General features: G+C 43.9%; 17 protein-coding genes. 12 read left to right on the top strand and 5 right to left on the bottom strand.

The genetic code is table 11. From position 1 onward, the window contains the following. Nucleotides 1-144: 144 nt before the first annotated feature. The 3 genes from IGI84_RS04240 to map all read right to left on the bottom strand — a co-directional run bounded on the left by IGI84_RS04240 (nucleotide 145) and on the right by map (nucleotide 3,158). Nucleotides 145-1,371: a glycosyltransferase family 4 protein gene (locus IGI84_RS04240; protein WP_220427113.1), complete on the bottom strand. Its 1,227-nt coding sequence runs from the start codon at nucleotides 1,369-1,371 to the stop codon at nucleotides 145-147. Between the two features lie 19 nt (nucleotides 1,372-1,390). Next, nucleotides 1,391-2,314, bottom strand: a complete 924-nt coding sequence (locus IGI84_RS04235) for a YihY/virulence factor BrkB family protein (RefSeq protein WP_005237256.1) — start codon at nucleotides 2,312-2,314, stop codon at nucleotides 1,391-1,393. Nucleotides 2,315-2,393: 79 nt separating this feature from the next. Beyond that, nucleotides 2,394-3,158: a type I methionyl aminopeptidase gene (gene map, locus IGI84_RS04230; RefSeq protein WP_142424770.1), complete on the bottom strand. Its 765-nt coding sequence runs from the start codon at nucleotides 3,156-3,158 to the stop codon at nucleotides 2,394-2,396. Nucleotides 3,159-3,334: 176 nt separating this feature from the next. Between map and IGI84_RS04225 the strand changes: the two genes are divergently transcribed. Continuing rightward, nucleotides 3,335-3,781, top strand: coding sequence for a flavodoxin (locus IGI84_RS04225; RefSeq protein WP_077453512.1), 447 nt, complete (start codon nucleotides 3,335-3,337; stop codon nucleotides 3,779-3,781). A 54-nt stretch (nucleotides 3,782-3,835) separates the two neighbouring features. Here the strand turns inward: IGI84_RS04225 and IGI84_RS04220 are convergent, their stop codons facing one another. Next, entirely contained in the window at nucleotides 3,836-4,411 is a 576-nt protein-coding gene (locus IGI84_RS04220; RefSeq protein ID WP_005228861.1) for a TetR/AcrR family transcriptional regulator, read from the bottom strand. 231 nt (nucleotides 4,412-4,642) lie between these two features. On the opposite strand from IGI84_RS04220, the gene IGI84_RS04215 reads away from it, so the two are divergent. The 11 genes from IGI84_RS04215 to vanS all read left to right on the top strand — a co-directional run bounded on the left by IGI84_RS04215 (nucleotide 4,643) and on the right by vanS (nucleotide 16,101). Beyond that, nucleotides 4,643-5,878: an aminopeptidase gene (locus IGI84_RS04215; protein ID WP_430600813.1), complete on the top strand. Its 1,236-nt coding sequence runs from the start codon at nucleotides 4,643-4,645 to the stop codon at nucleotides 5,876-5,878. Between the two features lie 142 nt (nucleotides 5,879-6,020). Continuing rightward, nucleotides 6,021-6,668, top strand: a complete 648-nt coding sequence (locus IGI84_RS04210) for a metal-dependent transcriptional regulator (RefSeq protein ID WP_008377371.1) — start codon at nucleotides 6,021-6,023, stop codon at nucleotides 6,666-6,668. Between the two features lie 9 nt (nucleotides 6,669-6,677). Next, nucleotides 6,678-8,204, top strand: coding sequence for a glucose-6-phosphate dehydrogenase (gene zwf, locus IGI84_RS04205; RefSeq protein ID WP_077453514.1), 1,527 nt, complete (start codon nucleotides 6,678-6,680; stop codon nucleotides 8,202-8,204). Between the two features lie 103 nt (nucleotides 8,205-8,307). Beyond that, a complete protein-coding gene (gene thiD, locus IGI84_RS04200; RefSeq protein WP_142424772.1) occupies nucleotides 8,308-9,096 on the top strand; it encodes a bifunctional hydroxymethylpyrimidine kinase/phosphomethylpyrimidine kinase in 789 nt (262 codons plus the stop codon). Next, on the top strand, nucleotides 9,093-9,572 hold the full coding sequence (locus IGI84_RS04195) for an ECF transporter S component (protein ID WP_015510153.1): 480 nt from the start codon (nucleotides 9,093-9,095) through the stop codon (nucleotides 9,570-9,572). The genes thiD and IGI84_RS04195 overlap by 4 nt, the downstream gene beginning before the upstream one ends. Before the next feature lie 5 nt (nucleotides 9,573-9,577). After that, on the top strand, nucleotides 9,578-10,126 hold the full coding sequence (locus IGI84_RS04190) for a TIGR01440 family protein (protein ID WP_430600812.1): 549 nt from the start codon (nucleotides 9,578-9,580) through the stop codon (nucleotides 10,124-10,126). Between the two features lie 339 nt (nucleotides 10,127-10,465). Continuing rightward, complete coding sequence (gene vanC / locus IGI84_RS04185; RefSeq protein ID WP_430600811.1) at nucleotides 10,466-11,518, top strand: D-alanine--D-serine ligase VanC; 1,053 nt, start codon at nucleotides 10,466-10,468, stop codon at nucleotides 11,516-11,518. Further along, nucleotides 11,515-12,087 (top strand): D,D-carboxypeptidase/D,D-dipeptidase VanXY, encoded by a 573-nt coding sequence (vanXY, locus tag IGI84_RS04180; protein ID WP_194195552.1) that lies wholly within the window; start codon nucleotides 11,515-11,517, stop codon nucleotides 12,085-12,087. Before vanC ends, vanXY begins: the two co-directional genes overlap by 4 nt. Then, complete coding sequence (gene vanT, locus IGI84_RS04175) at nucleotides 12,084-14,186, top strand: membrane-bound serine racemase VanT (protein WP_430600809.1); 2,103 nt, start codon at nucleotides 12,084-12,086, stop codon at nucleotides 14,184-14,186. The genes vanXY and vanT overlap by 4 nt, the downstream gene beginning before the upstream one ends. 99 nt (nucleotides 14,187-14,285) lie before the next feature. Continuing rightward, the gene (gene vanR-C / locus IGI84_RS04170; RefSeq protein ID WP_430600808.1) at nucleotides 14,286-14,981 is read left to right on the top strand and encodes a vancomycin resistance response regulator transcription factor VanR-C; all 696 of its coding nucleotides are present in this window, start codon (nucleotides 14,286-14,288) and stop codon (nucleotides 14,979-14,981) included. After that, entirely contained in the window at nucleotides 14,971-16,101 is a 1,131-nt protein-coding gene (gene vanS / locus IGI84_RS04165) for a vancomycin resistance histidine kinase VanS (protein WP_317615668.1), read from the top strand. The genes vanR-C and vanS overlap by 11 nt, the downstream gene beginning before the upstream one ends. An 83-nt stretch (nucleotides 16,102-16,184) precedes the next feature. Here the strand turns inward: vanS and IGI84_RS04160 are convergent, their stop codons facing one another. After that, nucleotides 16,185-17,624 (bottom strand): glutamate synthase subunit beta, encoded by a 1,440-nt coding sequence (locus tag IGI84_RS04160; protein WP_081118413.1) that lies wholly within the window; start codon nucleotides 17,622-17,624, stop codon nucleotides 16,185-16,187.

Raw genomic sequence — 17,624 nt, 5'->3', positions numbered from 1 at the left:
AAGAAGGGCCAACGGGTTGATTGAATCATGGTCAGCTGATCGTGAGAGAAAGTACTAGGAGAAGCACTGGCTGCTCCTGTCTTTTCTTCAATGATCAATCACATTCGCTTCACCTGTTAGGCTCTTATGCCGCAATTGTATCGTTTATTTTTTGTGTTTTGCTTGGTAATGTTTTCTCTTTCGTCGCTTTTCTTTGATTTGAGAAGCACTGGAAGCCAAATCCAAATCCTCGCTTCTCTCTTCTTGCTTGTCTTGTCTTTTTTCTGCCCGCGCCATGAGGACTTTTTGCCTAAATCGACGGTTTCCCAGGAATTTCAGTGCACACATCAATGGTTGCCGATTTTCTCCTACCAAACCAATCAATTCGATAAACAATTCAATACCGAATCCTGTACTGATGATCAGTAAAATGATTGCGGTGTTGCTGGCATAATTCATCAATAACGCAATAAATGAAAACACCATCGCCAAGGCATAGATTGTCAAGACCGTGCCACGGTGGGTAAACCCTAATGAAAGTAAGCGATGATGCAAGTGCATCTTATCTGCTGAAGAGATCTTTTGTTTATTGAATTTTCTACGAATCATGGCATAGACGGTATCGGTAATGGGTACCCCTAAAATCAACATTGGGGTGATCACTGTAATGAAGGTCGCATTTTTTAAGCCTTGCAACGATAGGACGGAGATCATGAAACCTAGAAAAAGTGCCCCAGTGTCCCCTAAAAAAATCGTGGCTGGATAAAAATTATAAGGAAAAAAGCCAACGATCGCAGCGATCAGCGTAAAGATCACCATCGGTACTTCAACTGAATTCGGTAAAAAGAAGTAACTGATGATCCCAATGGTCGTCAGACTGATAATAGAGACCCCACTCGCTAGACCATCCAAACCATCAATCAAGTTGACTGCATTCGTGATCGCCAAAATCCACAGGATGGTCATAGGCAGTCCAAGCCACCCCAAATCAAAAACCCCAAGATAAGGGATCGAAACCGTACTGATTTTGATGCCGGCAACAAAATAGATCTCCAAAGCCGCTAACGTCAAGCCTAGCGTTTTTTGCATAGGGGTCAACTCGAAGATATCATCCAATAATCCAGTAACTACGACGATGGCTGCCCCTAAAAGCATCGGCCAGACGTAGTCAAAAGGAATCATTGCGCGAAATTCCCAAAGCAATGCAAAAGAGAAGGAGAGGAAGATGCTTAATCCCCCTGCGGTCGGCATTGTTTTGGTGTTGATTCGGCGATCTCCTGGTCGATCGACTGCGCCGATCTTAAAAGAAATCAATTTAATGATCGGTGTTAGGATTAAAGACACGATCATTGTTATAAATAAGCGCATTACAAATTTGAATGCAAAATCCATCGTTTATTCTCGCTTTCCGTTATTTCTCTTTATTGGTAAATGTATCCTCGATTTTCGAAGAAATCCGCTGAACAGGATCTGTTCGTTCTTTGATCTCTTGTCCCGATACATACTCTTCTACCACTGCGTTGATGATTCCACCCAAGATAATAATCGTCGCAGCAAGATTCAACCAGATCATTAAAACAATAAAACTTCCAATAATTTGATAGCCAATGATTTTCGCAGCAAAGTAACGGGCGTATAAGCCAAACACTTGTGACAACAACATCCAGCCAATCGTTGCAAAGATCGCCCCCGGCAAAGTCGAACGCAACTTGACCTTCGCATTAGGGACTAACCAATAGATCAGCATCATGATGAACAGCAAAGCAACGATCGTGACTGGCCATTTGACTGTTTGGAACGTATCGATCAGATTGTCTTGAAACTTAAAAATCGGCTGCAAAAAATCAAGAATGATTTTTCCAAGCCCAAATACCATCGTAACACCAACGATCGCAATCATAAAGAGCAGGATGATCACAAATGATACTGCGCGCACCACGATAAAATTGGAACGCTGGTCCACACCGAAGGCTTTGTTCATCGCAATTTGCAAGGCATTGATACTTTGACTCGCCGACCACAAGGCCGCTAAAGCGGAGATCGACAACAATCCACCAGAGCTTGTGGTGAGGAGGTTTTCGATCGCTGGTCCGATAAAATCATAGATTTGATTCGGGATCAATTCCTGTACATAAGATAAAACCGTGTTCGGATCAATTGATAAATAAGGCAACAGATTCCCCAGCGCAATCATTAACGGGAAAAGTGAAAGCAATAAATAGTAGGCCACAACGACTGATGTAGTCCCCATTTCTGAATCGGTTATTCTATTTTGCGTTGTTTCAATGAAACGCATCAGCTTTTGATTGCTTTTTACTTTATCAACGATTTTCATGTTTCTTCCTCCGCCAGCGAATCATCTGCCTTTTTTTCTTTGTCATACGTAACAATCAGAAGTCTTCTACCACCAAAATTTAGTAGGTTCCTTCTTCTCCTTGAGAAGTTAAAATTCTCGGACCATCTTTGGTGATCGCCAAACTATGTTCATATTGGCAGCTTAAGCCGCCATCTAATGTATAGGCGGTCCAGCCATTAGGATCCATTTTCATTTTCCACGTCCCTGTATTGATCATAGGTTCGATGGTAATAACCATTCCTTCTTTTAAACGTAACCCTTTGCCGGCTTCTCCGTAGTGAGGGATCATCGGACTTTCATGGATCGTTGGGCCAATGCCGTGTCCTACGAAATCACGCACAACCCCGTACCCTTCTTTTTCCGCATACGTTTGAATGGCATGACCGATGTCACCGATTCGGTTGCCCACTTGGGCTTGTTCGATTCCTAGATACAACGCTTTTTTGGTTACTTCCATTAATCGATCAATCTCAGGCGTCGAGTTCCCTACGACATAACTCCAACAAGAATCAGAAATGGCGCCTTTTAAATCAATACACATGTCGACTTTGATCAGATCGCCGTCTTTCAATAGTTTTTTTCGAGGAAACCCGTGGCAAATCTCATCATTGATACTGCAGCAAGTGGCATATTTGTAATCTTCAAAACCAATTTGGGCAGCGATGCCGCCGTGGCTTTCAATATAATCTCTGACAAACACTTCGATATCCCAACTCGTGATACCTGGTTTGATGAAACTGCGTAATTGTTTGTGGACATCTGCTAACAGCGCGCCGGATTCGGCCATGCGGTCAATTTCTCTGGCAGATTTTAATGTAATCATGTTCTCGTCTCCCTTAATTAAATTCCTCTTATTTTACCATAGAAATCCCTTATTTTACAAAATTCACAGACATTGTAAAGAGTTTTTCAAGTTTTGTTTTCAAACTTTCGTGCATTTGCTATAATCTGTAAGAGAGTTTTCCTTGAGAATAGGAATGAGATTGGAGGAAAAAGCCCATGGCTTTAGCAAAAATCGTCTATGCAAGCATGACGGGGAATACGGAAGAAATTGCGGATATCGTTTCTGAAGCCCTTGAAAATCTTGACATGGAAGTAGAAATGAATGAGTGTACCCAAGTGGATGCAGATGACTTTGAAGATGCTGATATCTGTATCGTCGCAACGTATACATATGGAGACGGAGAACTACCGGATGAGATCGTCGATTTTTATGAAGATTTGCAAGAACTTGATTTAAGCGGCAAAATCTTTGGAGTCTGTGGCTCCGGCGATACGTTTTATGATGACTTTTGTAAATCCGTTGATGACTTTGAAGCCGCCTTTAGCAAAACTGGTGCGACAAAAGGAGCAGACAGCGTCAAAGTTGACTTGGCTGCAGAAGAAGACGATATTCAAAACTTAGAAGCCTTTGCCAATAAACTCGCAGAAACATTCGCTGAATAAAACAAGAAAACCTCTGACAAAATCAATTGATTCTGTCGGAGGTTTATTGTTTGCTTAATGATAACTGATATCGATGGGTGTTTCTCTTGCTAAAATATTATCGGTGGTTTCTGTCATCAGCTTAGCAATCTGATCTTCTGTCGGATGAATGATTCCCGAAGACATCAATGCCGCTAAGCCAGTAGCGACGATCCAGACACCAGTATGCAATGATTGTAATTTAACATCAGATAGATCTTGATATTTTGGTTCTTTTTTCACTGATTTCACAAAAAGGTCAAATGAAAACTGTTGCATGGAATCCCCACCACCATGCTCTTCTAAGTATAGCGCTCGGTATAATCGTTTTTCTTTATTTGCAAAGCCAATATAATTTAACGTTAAGTCAACGATGACATCTCCCCGTCTCTCAACTGGAAAGACTTCTGTCGCTAAGTAGTCGTAAATCTGATTGATCAATGCATTTTTTAAGTCATCCATATTTTTAAATTCTAAGTAGATCGGTTGCGTTGAACATTTCATCTTCGCTGCGATATTGCGTGCGGTAAAACGTGTAAATCCTTCGGTTGCGACAACTTCATAGGCAGCTTTTAAAATCTGGTCTCTAGTAATAGTTTTCTTTCTTGCCATAATTTTTTAATCTCCTTAATTCTGCTATACATCGCTTTCAGAAATACCTTTTACTTATTGTATCATGTTTTTTTAAGTTTGCAAAAAAACTTTTAAAATTATTGCCCTTAGTGTTTCCAGTTTTTCAATTTGAAGACCACTGTTTTTTTGCTCACTTTTTCGTTTGTTTTCAAAAATACTTAGTGCTATCATGAAGACAGTTATAAATTTAGAATAAATGGAGGAATTTTAATGGTTTTACCAAACTTTAATCAGAACCTTGAAAAATATGCCCAACTGATCACTGAAGTTGGCGTAAATGTCCAAAAAGGGCACACGATCGTCATCCAAATCGCCGTGGACCAAGCACCTTTAGCTCGTCTATTGACGAAAAAAGCGTATGAATTAGGTGCAGACGAAGTAATCGTCCAATGGACCGACGACGAGATCCAAAAAGAATTTCTTACTCATGCGGCCGAAGATCGTTTGTCTACGATTCCTCAGCATAAAATTGATCAAACAGAAGATTGGGTTGAAAAAGGTGCTAGCCGCATCAGTGTCGTTTCTGCCAATCCCGATGCGTTAGCGGGCGTCGACTCAGACCGAGTGGCCGCTTTCCAAGCTGCTTCTGGTAAAGCGATGATGAAATTACGTCAAGCAACACAAGCCAACAAAGTCAGCTGGACTGTGGTTGCGGCGCCTGGTCAAGATTGGGCCCAAAAAGTATTCCCTGACGCTTCCCCTGAAGAAGCACAAGACAAGCTTTGGGATCAAATTTTCAAAACGACACGTATCTATGAAGAAGATCCTGTCGCAGCTTGGAAAAAACACGATGAAACCTTGCAAGTTAAAGCTGAAGAATTGAACAAAGAACAATTCAGTGCTCTGCACTATACGGCACCGGGTACCGATTTGATCATCGGTTTGCCTAAAAACCACTTGTGGGAAGGTGCTGGCAGTTACAATACCCACAATGAAAAATTCATGGCGAACATGCCAACAGAAGAAGTCTTTACTGCCCCAGATAATCGTCGCATCGATGGCTATATTTCAAGTACGAAACCATTGAGCTACGCAGGCACTATCATCTCTGGGATGAAGTTCACCTTCAAAGACGGCAAAGTCGTGGACTTTTCTGCGGAACAAGGCGAAGAAGTGTTAGGCAAACTGCTAGCAATCGATGAAGGAGCAAAATCTTTAGGTGAAGTCGCATTAGTTCCGGATCCTTCCCCTATCTCACAATCCGGCATCATCTTCTTCAATACGTTGTTCGATGAAAATGCCTCAAACCACTTGGCTTTAGGCTCCGCTTATGCCTTCAGCTTGCAAGGCGGCACTGAGATGAGTGAAGAAGAACTGGCAGCGGCTGGTTTGAACCGCAGCCAAACCCACGTAGATTTCATGGTTGGCTCTGACCAAATGTCCATCGATGGCATCAAAGAAGATGGCACCACGGTTCCTGTCTTCCGCAATGGTGACTGGGCTTAATAAAAGAAGGCTGAGGTGGAGTTGCTCCCCTCGGCCTTCTTTTACATAGAATATTGGAAACCGGCGGCTTTTTTCGTAGTAATCAGCCGGCTTTTTTGATAAAATCTACTTTGATAGTCTTTGATAAGAGAGGATGGATCCGATGACACCAAATCGTGAAGATTATTTAAAGCTCATCTTAGAGCTTGGTGGTGACCAAAAGAAAATCAATAACAAACAAATCGTGTCAGGTCTGGACGTCTCAGCAGCTTCAGTAAGTGAAATGATTTCAAAATTATTAAAAGAAGGCTTAGTGGAACATTCACCTTATCAAGGGGTACAGTTGACTGAAACTGGTTTAGCTTCTGCAAGTGCTCTGATCCGCAAGCATCGTTTATGGGAAGTCTTTCTTGTGGAGCACCTGCATTACTCATGGAATGAAGTTCATGATGACGCAGAAGTTTTAGAACACGTCACCTCGGAAACACTGGCGAGCCGCTTAGAAGCCTACCTTGATCATCCTCGGTATTGCCCACATGGCGGAATGATCCCTGAACAAGGAGAACTCATTCACGAAGGCGAAAAAAACACCATGAGTTCCTATCCGGTAGGAACAAAAATTCGTATCGCCCGTGTCCTTGACGAACGAGAACTGCTGGATTACCTCGTTTCGATCCAATTGAATATTCATGAAGAATACGAGATCATCGATGCGGCAGCATACGAGGGTCCGATTACGATCAAAAATGATACAAAAGAAATTGCTGTCAGCTACAAAGCCGCCAGCACGATTTTTGTCGATAAACTGTAAGGAGTGAAGATGATGGAAAAAAAGGTCCTTTTTACGATTTTTGGCGGTACGGGTGACCTTGCCCAACGCAAACTATACCCTTCTTTGTTTCGGTTGTACAAAAAAGGCGATTTGAAAGAAGATTTTGCAGTCATTGGTACTGCTCGCCGTCCTTGGTCGGATGAACACTATCGTGAAGTAGTAATAGGTACGATCAAAGAATTGAGCGACTCACAAGAACAAGCAGAGACATTCGCTTCTCATTTCTACTACCAATCACATGATGTAACAGATACGAGTCATTATGATTCATTGAAAGATTTAGCAGAAACCTTAGATCAAAAATACCATTTAGAAGGCAATCAAATTTTTTACTTAGCGATGTCTCCTAACTTCTTTGGGACGATCGTTTCTCACTTGAAATCCCAAGGGATGCTGGATACTGACGGCTACCATCGGGTGATCATCGAAAAACCATTTGGAAGCGACTATGACTCAGCAAAAGAATTGAATGAAGAGATCAATCAAGTCTTTACAGAACAAGAAATCTACCGGATCGATCATTATTTAGGAAAAGAAATGATCCAAAACATTTCTGCGATTCGTTTTGCCAATAACATTTTTGAGTCGATGTGGAACAATCGGTACATTGACAATGTTCAGATCAATATCGCAGAAAACTTAGGTGTTGAAGAACGCGGTGGGTATTATGATAAGAGCGGCGCCTTAAAAGATATGGTCCAAAATCATATTCTGCAGATCCTTTCCTTATTAGCCATGGAGCCGCCAGTAGCTTTTTCTGAAAAAGAGTTACGGACAGAAAAAATCAAAGCCTTAAATGCGATCCGTATCTACTCCGAAGAAGAAGTGAAACAACACTTCGTTCGTGGTCAATACGATAAAGGACAATTAGAAGACAAGAAATTTGTTGGCTACCGTGAAGAAGCCAATGTCGATGAAAAATCGGCAACGGAAACCTTCGTTGCTGGGAAATTCTTGATCGATAACTTCCGCTGGTCCGGCGTACCATTTTATGTACGCACCGGGAAACGCTTGACGGAAAAAGGCACTCGCATCAACATTGTCTTTAAACAAGTCCCAGTCAATGTCTTTAAGCAAGACCTGAATGAACAAAAGCAAATCGAGAGTTTGGCACCGAATGTGCTGACGATCTACATTCAACCGACGGAAGGCTTCTCTCTTTCCTTGAACGGAAAAGAGATTGGCCAAGGGTTTGAAACATTGCCAGTGAAGCTCGATTACCGAAATAGTACTGAAATCGTCGAAAACACCCCTGAAGCCTACGAAAAATTGATTTTAGATGCTTTGAACGGGGATGGCACTAACTTTACCCACTGGGATGAAGTTGCCCAATCTTGGCGCATCGTTGATGTGATCCGTCACGCTTGGGACCAAGAAACACCTGATTTTCCAAACTATGCCGCAGGAACGATGGGACCCCAAGCTGCCTATGATCTCTTAGCTGCCGATGGGTTTGAATGGATCTGGCGTCCCGATGAATGGTATCGAGAACGGGATTTACTAAATGAAAAATAAGCAAATGGTCAATTGGATGAGGAAAAAACATCCAATTGGCCGTTTTTCTTTTTTTCCGTCTGTTTATAATAGAAAGAAATGAGAAATGAAAGGAGCAGCAGACATGAAACAAGTCTTATCGATCGCCGGTCTTGACAGTTTGGCAGGCGGCGGCATGACGGCGGATTTGAAAACATTTGAGGAATTCGGGGTGTTTGGTCATGCCTTATTGACCTGTGTTGTCGCCATTAACGATGATCTTTTGTTCCATGATTTTCCTGAGCCTGTGATCCAAGCACAGCTGGATTCACTGCGTTCGGTCGTATCCCTAGATGCAATCAAAATTGGGCTGCTTCATCAAACGGCCATCATTGAATTGCTGCGGGATTTTTTACAAGCATTTACCGGACCGATCGTGCTCGATCCCGTGCTTGCTTTTAAAGAAGGAGATACCGCCTTTAACCACTCCTATCAAGCAGGATTGATCTCCTTGTTTCCTTACACAGCATTAGTGACACCTAATCTACTCGAAGCACAACACTTATCTGGACAAAGGATTACCTCCTTAGCGGAGATGAAAACGGCGGCAAAAAAAATCCATGCGCTTGGTGCCCCAAATGTTCTGATCAAAGGTGGCAGTCGACTAACCGGGGAAACAGCCTACGACCTTTTATACCACTCTGGACAGTATACTGTTTTTGAAGCAGAAAAAAGTACCCGACCCACAACCAACGGTGCTGGTTGTACCCTTTCATCGGCGATTGCCGCTTTACTTGCCAAAGGTACTTCATTGGAAACAGCTGTTCAAACTGCAAAAGCATTTGTTTGGGCAGGAATCGAAGAGGGGCTACCTTTAGGTACCTCCGGAAACGTCAATCAACTTGCCTACTTCAGAAAGGATGAATACGTATGAAAGTAAGAAATTTAACCACGATCGCTATGCTGACCGCACTTACCTGTGCACTTTCTTTGACCTTTATCATTCCTGTTCCGCAAACGAAGGGCTTTGTGACCTTATGTGAAGCAGGGATCTATATCTCGGCCCTGTTGTTCGGACCTAGCGCCGGGGCCTTCGTCGGTGGAATGAGTGGCGGCATCATTGATTTTCTATCAGGTTACCCTGAATGGGCCTTCTTTTCCATCGTGATCCATGGTGTGCAAGGCTGGATCGTAGGTAGAATGAGCCATCGGCCACTAGCAGCCGTCATTGTCGGCAGCTTGATCATGATCGCCGGCTATGCAGCAGCAACAGTTTTGCTATTCGGGTTAGGCGCTGGGATCGCCTCGATTCCAAGTAATTTGATCCAAACGGTCTTTGGCAGCATCGTTGCTTTACCGCTGACGCATGCCTTGCGCCGCACGAAAAAGTTTTCTTTAAATGAAAGGTGATTCTTATGACAGATATCAATCAATTAAAAACGGATTTAACTACGATCGTTGAAGAAGTCATTACGACAGCGAACGTTGGTGAAAACGATCTTTTTGTCCTTGGCTGTTCAACAAGTGAAGTCGTGGGCGGCTTGATTGGCAAAAATTCCAGTCAAGAAGTAGGCCTGGTTATCTTTGAAACACTACGAGCGATCTTGCGTCCCAAAAATATTCATTTAGCCGTTCAAGGCTGTGAACACCTCAATCGGGCTTTAGCCGTTGAGCGTGAAACGGCTCGACTATATCAATTAGAAGAAGTCGCTGTAGTGCCCCAGCTGCATGCAGGCGGTGCTTGCTCAGTTGCGGCTTTCCAGCTGTTCGATGAGCCTATTGAAGTGGAGCACATAGTGGCAAAAGCTGGCATCGATATTGGTGACACAGCGATCGGCATGCATGTCAAACATGTTCAAATCCCGATCCGTCCCTCTATTAAGACCCTCGGCGCTGCCCATGTCACAGCTCTGGGATCACGGCCCAAATATATTGGTGGTCCTCGTGCGCATTACGCACAATAAGCGAATCGTATAATAATCGAAAAGCCCTCATCAAAAAGAAAAAGCATGCTTCGGCGTGCTTTTTTTGTGTCAACGTTCCTGCTATTGCCTCCCCCTTTCCTTCAGAGTGCTCTTTTTTCACTATTTTTTCCATTCCATCTTATGGCAGCTTTTTCTACTTCAAAGGCTAGTTTCTTTCTGGTGTAAAAAGAGCGGCAGCTGTCGCCTTCCTTTTGTCATAAATTCGTCAGAATTTCATCACAAAAAGAAAAGAAAGATACCAGTAAGCCCGCAAATTTCTTTTTTCTTTCCTTGATAGACTGAATGTAGTAAGAATCGAAAAGCGGAAGGAAGAAAAACATGAAAAAAATCGCCATTATTTTTGGAGGCAATTCACCGGAATACACCGTTTCTTTAGCCTCAGCAACTAGCGCAATCGAAGCACTCCAATCATCTCCCTATGACTATGACCTCTCTTTGATCGGGATCGCCCCAGATGCTATGGATTGGTATTTGTATACAGGCGAACTGGAAAACATCCGACAAGACACGTGGTTGTTGGATACGAAACATACACAGAAAATCCAGCCACTTTTTGAAGAAAACGGCTTTTGGCTAAGTGAAGCGCAGCAAACGTTGGTACCTGATGTTTTATTTCCCATTATGCATGGCAAATACGGGGAAGATGGCAGTATCCAAGGATTGTTTGAATTGATGAAGCTGCCTTATGTAGGCTGTGGGGTGGCAGCCTCTGCCTTATGTATGAACAAATGGTTGCTGCATCAAGCTGCAGCAGCCATTGGCGTACAAAGCGCCCCTACGATTCTCTTGACAAATCAAGCCAACCAGCAAGAACAAATCGAAGCTTTTATCCAGACCCATGGCTTTCCAGTTTTCTTTAAGCCTAATGAAGCGGGCTCCTCAAAAGGGATCACTAAAGTCACCTGCGTTCAAGAAATCGCTTCTGCCTTAAAAGAAGCCTTTACTTATTGTCCCGCAGTGCTCCTACAAAAAAATATTGCCGGTGTTGAGATCGGTTGCGGTATTTTGGGTAACGACTCTTTGACTGTCGGTGCTTGTGACGCCATTTCCTTAGTAGACGGCTTTTTCGATTTTGAAGAAAAGTACCAGCTGATCAGCGCCAAAATCACCGTCCCTGCGCCATTGCCTGAAACGATTGAAACCAAGGTCAAAGAACAAGCTCAGCTGCTCTATCGTAGTCTTGGTCTTAAAGGTCTTGCTCGCATCGACTTTTTTGTCACGGATCAAGGAGAACTATACTTGAATGAAATCAATACTATGCCGGGCTTTACGAGTCACTCCCGCTATCCTGCCATGATGGCAGCGGTCGGCTTATCCTATCAAGAACTACTACAAAAACTGCTTGTCTTAGCAAAGGAGGAAGTCAAATGAATCCCTATCTACAGTTAGTTAGCAAAGAATTTCCGCTAGAAAAAAACCAAGAACCGCCTCATTTGGTCCTTGCTGCCTTTAGTGAAGACGAGGTTTACTTGCAGCCAGAAGCAGCCAAACAATGGGAACGCCTCGTCAAAGCCTTAAAGCTTGAAGACGAGATCTGCTTATTAGATGGCTACCGAACCGAAAAGCAGCAACGGTATTTATGGGAATATTCCTTGAAAGAAAATGGGCTAGCCTATACGAAACAATTTGTGGCATTGCCCGGCTGCAGCGAGCATCAGTTAGGCTTAGCGATCGATGTTGGTTTAAAGGGCAGCCAGGATGATTTGATCTGCCCACGATTTCGTGACAGCGCAGCCGCTGATTTATTTACCCAGGAAATGATGAACTACGGATTTATTTTACGCTACCCCGCAGACAAACAAGAAATTACAGGGATTGGTTACGAACCATGGCATTTTCGTTATGTCGGTTTGCCTCATAGTCAAATCATGGCCAATCAACAGTGGACCTTGGAAGAATACCATCAGTATCTTGAACAGACCACGAGGCAGTTCGCATGAAGAAGAATCAGGGAATCGAGCAGTTTCGAGTGCTATTAGCGATGATGGTGGTGGCGATCCACTGTCTGCCCCTTCATCGATTGTGGCCCGATGGTGATATCCTGATCACATTGACTCTTTTCAGAATCGCCGTCCCCTTCTTTTTTATGATCAGCGGATATTACGTGTTCAGCGACTTGGCCACCCAAAACAGCTATCCTGCCAGACAGCGTGTCTGGCATTTTATTAAAAAGCAGCTGCAAGTCTATCTCATAGCTACACTGCTTTTTTTGCCGCTTGCTTGGTACAGCGGCATGTTAGGATTGAACATGCCCCTAGGCACTTTTATTCAAACTTTGCTAGTCAATGGCATCCTTTATCATCTATGGTATTTTCCTGCGATCATTACCGGCAGTCTTTTAGTGATGGGACTCTTGGTGCGCTTTTCTTTTAAACAAGTCTTTTTCATGGCTATCGGTTTATACGTGATTGGTTTAGGTGGGGACAGTTGGTCTGGCCTGGCTGAACACACTCCCATCACGCCACTCTATTCACTGATTTTCCAACTATTGGCTGGAACTCGCAACGGCATTTTCTTTGCTCCCTTGTTTTTGCTCTTAGGGGTACTAGCCAGAAGATTTGCCAAAAAACCTGCTTCGCCCCATCGCTATAGTTATCTGATGATCAGTCTGATTTGCTTGCTTTTGGAAAGTTATCTCTTGCATCACTTTACCACGCCGAAACATGACAGCATGTATGTTTTTTTACCCTTCGTCCTGTTGTGCTTATTCCCGATCATTCAGCAATGGCAAGCACCCATAATCTGGAAACAAGCGGGTCGACTGTCCCTTTGGCTCTATTTGCTCCATCCTTATACCATTGCGGTGACTCATTTTCTTAGTCAGAAACTGCCCTTGCTGCAAAACAATCTGATCAATTACATTGTGGTCTTAGGACTGACCATTGGATTGGTTTATGGTCTCTTTGCTTTGCAAAAGCTGTTCCCGTTTCCGAAAAAAACACCACCCCACTTGCAACGGGCAACCAAAGAATTTTCAGCCCCCGCCTTGCTGCACAACTTGCAGGAAATCAAGCGATTGATCCCCGCAAAAACAAAAGTGATGGCGGTGGTTAAAGCAGATGCCTATGGTTGCGATGCGCAATTGGTCGCTCGTACCCTAGAAAGAGTAGGCGTCGATTTTTTTGCTGTTGCCACCATAGAAGAAGCCATCGAATTACGGCGAGCTGGCATCAAAAGTCGCTTACTGATTTTAGGGTACACTTCTGCCCAACGTGCCAAAGAACTGAACCGATATTCCTTAATTCAAACTATCGTCAGTGAAGAACATGGACAAGCGTTAGCCCGAACAGGCCTTCCAATCGAGTGTCATTTAGCGGTAGATACCGGCATGCATCGTCTGGGTGTTGCCCCTGACCTCGAAACAGTTAGAAAGCTTTTCGCCTTGCCATCCCTCAAGATCACAGGCATTTTTTCCCATCTAGGCTCTTCAGATCAGCTAGATACGGCAAGTATCTTACGGACACAAGCCCAAATCACTTGTTTTGATGATCTATTGGCTGGCTTATCCGCTAGAAATATTGCCTATGGACTGACGCATCTGCAAAGCAGTTACGGAATATTGAATTATCCAGAGAAACACTATGATTATGTGCGCCCGGGTATTCTTTTAACTGGTTCACTAAGTGTCCCGAATGAACCAACAAAACAGAAGATAAATGTACAACCGATTTTGACTCTCAAGGCTTTACTGGTAGACAAAAAAACAGTCGCAGCCGGAGAAGCGATCGGCTATGGACTAGGCACTGTTTTTGATCGACCAGCCACGATCGGGATCGTTAGTATCGGCTACTGCGACGGGGTCCCCCGTGCCCTATCAAATCAAGGATTCCAATTGTCTTATCAAGGGATTTTACTCCCGCAGATTGGGTTGGTTTGTATGGACATGCTCTTGATCGATTTAACGGACTATCCAGAACTGGCGGTCGAAAGTTCGCTCGAAGTAATCAGCGATTGGACGACTACAGCTGATCAAGCACAAACCATTACCAATGAATTGATCAGCCGCCTAGGTTCCCGCATCACCTCTAGTGCAAAGTAGAAAACGAATGCATTCGCTTACGGATTACGGTATGATGTGGGTAGAGTAAATGGTAATGTAAATGAAAAAATGATCGTAGATAGTTGGAGTGAATCAAGGATGGCAGAAAAAATAATCGTTGTTGATGATGAAAAAGAAATCGCCGAGTTAGTCACGACGTTTCTAAGAAATGAAGGCTTCCAAGTGGAACCTTTTTATGATGGAACGAGTGCTTTGGCTTATCTCGAAAAAGAAACAGTCGATATGGCAGTTTTAGATGTGATGCTGCCGGATATCGACGGCTTTCAGCTGTTACAGAACATTCGCAAAACCCACTTTTTTCCAGTACTGATGCTCACTGCCAAAGGAGAAGATCTGGATAAAATTACCGGTCTAAGTCTAGGTGCAGATGATTATGTGACTAAACCTTTCAATCCATTAGAAGTTGTTGCTCGGGTCAAAACGCAACTACGGCGATACCAACGATACAATCAGTCAGCTGTTCCGCAGAAGATTGAAGAATACGAAAAGGAAGGCTTACTGTTGAAAATCAACAGCCACCAATGTTTTCTTTATGGCAAAGAGGTTTTTTTGACCCCCATCGAATTTAAAATCTTGCTTTACTTATTTGAACACCAAGGATCGGTCGTTGCCTCAGAAACCCTTTTTGAAGCAGTCTGGAAAGAAAAATATTTAGACAACAATAACACAGTGATGGCACATATTGCCCGTCTGCGGGAAAAGCTAAACGAACAACCCCGCAAACCGAAATTAATCAAAACTGTATGGGGGGTCGGCTATATCATTGAAAAATAGAAGTCCATTGATTCGGAAACTTTTGACTCAATACTTTATCACCACAGGTGTTTTAATGCTCCTCTTGATTCTGATCCCTTTAACTGTTCGTTTTGTAGCAGGATTGAGGGTTTGGTACGGCTATGAGCCCATTTATCAAATATTACGGCTTTTTGCTGATTATTGGCTCGTCTGTCTAGCCATCGGTGCCTTGCTGATCTGGGCAAGTACAACGATTTATTATATGAGTAAAGCCATCAGCTATTTGAATGAAACGATCCAAGCCACGAATCAATTGATTGCCGAACCCACGAAGCGAATCATTCTCTCCAGCAATCTGAACGATGTCCAAGAAGAAATGAACCAGTTACGGGAAAAAAATCTCCAAGATCAACGAGCAGCCAAAGAAGCAGAGCAGCGGAAAAATGATTTGATCGTCTATCTCGCACATGATTTACGCACACCTTTGACCAGTGTGATCGGCTACTTGACGCTGTTAGAAGAGGAACCACAGCTTTCTACCGAACTACGGGCACGCTATACCAAGATCGCCTTGCAAAAAGCCCAGCGGCTAGAATTATTGATCAGCGAGTTTTTCGAAATCACCCGTTTTAATCTTACAACGATCGCCTTACAGACCGAAACCACGGATCTTAGCTTAATGCTGGAACAGTTGACGTTCGAATTTTTACCGCTGTTAGAAGAAAAGAATCTTCATTGGCAACTGCAGCTACAGAAAAAAGTCTTTGCGACCGTTGATACGGAGAAAATGGAACGCGTTTTTGATAACTTGATTCGCAATGCCATCAACTATAGTTATACCGATTCCCCCTTGCATTTAGCCATCAGTGCCTCTGATGATATCTTGATTCGATTGACCAATCATGGGAAAACGATCCCTGCTGAAAAGATTGGCTTGATTTTTGAGCCTTTTTATCGGATGGACGCTTCACGAGCGACTGCGACTGGTGGAACCGGTCTGGGGCTGCCGATTGCCAAAGAAATTGTTGAAGCATTAGGTGGAAAAATCTGGGCGGAAAGCCGTGACGAAACCATCGTCTTTTCGATTCGCCTACCAAAGGCAGCAATGGAAAAAAATGAACAGCGATCAAAGCCCCATCCATCTGAGCCAACTTCCTAACATGCAAACAACCTGAGCATTTCACTGATCCCCTTCTGATTTAGAAGGAGGACGAGCTGCTCAGGTTGTTTTTTATTGATTGCTTATTGATACACCAATGATCGTAACGCTTGGTCGACTTTTTCTGCCGCTAGGCGTCCTTCACGAATCCCCCAGATCACTAAGCTTGGTCCTCTTTTAGCATCGCCTGCCACTAAGACCCGTTCATTATTTGTCGTATAATCATCATAAACTTCTCGCACACCAAAGGCATCAAAGAGTTGGGTCTCTGCGCCAATAAAGCCCATTGCCAACAAGACTAAATCCGCCTTGATCACTTGCTCTGTACCAGGGATTGGCTGAAACTGTTGATCCACCGAGACCGTCTCAATAGCAATCAACTGGCCACGTTCGGCGCCGATAAAGGCCGTTGTGGACACCCCATGATACGTCACTTGTGTTTGCAGCACTTCAGCCGCTTCTTCTTGCCCATAGCCTGTGCGGGCTGTCATTGGGTATTCAGGCCAAGGGTTGCTGTCGGTACGTGTCAATGGCAGTTGGGGCGTGATCTCCAATTGGCGCACAGAAGCGGCTCCTTGCCGAATCGCTGAGCCAATACAATCATTTCCAGTGTCGCCGCCGCCAATCACGACGACATGCTTGCCAGCAAGTTTTTTACTGGTTGCCGCTTTGCCATGCTTTAATACATCTTTGGTTGCTTCCGTCAAATAATCGACTGCGAATTGGACCCCAGTCAATTCACGACCAGGAATTTTCAAGTCACGAGGAACGCTGGCACCTGTCGCCAAAATGACCCGATCATACTGAGCAGCCAATTCCTCTGCTGACAAGTCACGACCGATCTCCGTATTAGCGACAAAGGTCACGCCTAGCTCTGCCATTAGATCAATACGTCGCTGCACGACATCTTTGTCTAATTTCATGTTTGGGATACCATACATTAGCAAACCGCCAAAGCGATCGCTGCGTTCATAGACCGTCACTTGATGTCCTAGTTGATTCAAGCGCCAAGCAGCGGATAAACCAGCCGGTCCACTACCAACGATCGCCACCTTGAAACCAGTCGCTTCTTGAGGCAACCCGGAAGCTTTGACCCAATCGTTTTCAAAAGCAGTATCGATAATAAAACGTTCATTGTCATGGATCGTGACACCTGAGCCATTCAGTGCCTCGGTACAGCCTTTTTCACATGGAGCAGGACAGACACGCCCTGTCATTTCTGGTAGTGGATTGGTTTTGGCTAAACGCTCAAAGGCGGCTTGGAAACGCCCTTGATAAACCAGATCATTCCATTCAGGAATCAGGTTGTCATTGGGACAACCTGAAACCGCCCGTTGACCGCCGTAAAAAGACCCGGTATGACAAAAAGGAATGCCACAATTCATACAGCGCGCCGCTTGCTCTTGACGCTCATTTTCAGGCAACGGCGTCTGTAATTCTTGCCAGTCTTGGATACGTTCTGAAACCGGTCGGGTAGGATTTTCTACTCTTGGGTACTTTAAAAAACCAAATGGATCTGCCAT

The organism is Enterococcus sp. DIV0008 (genome assembly GCF_050542615.1).
GTDB lineage: Bacteria > Bacillota > Bacilli > Lactobacillales > Enterococcaceae > Enterococcus_D > Enterococcus_D innesii.
Note: the sequence above shows the minus strand (reverse complement) of the source record. Positions and strands in the feature narration are given on the sequence as shown.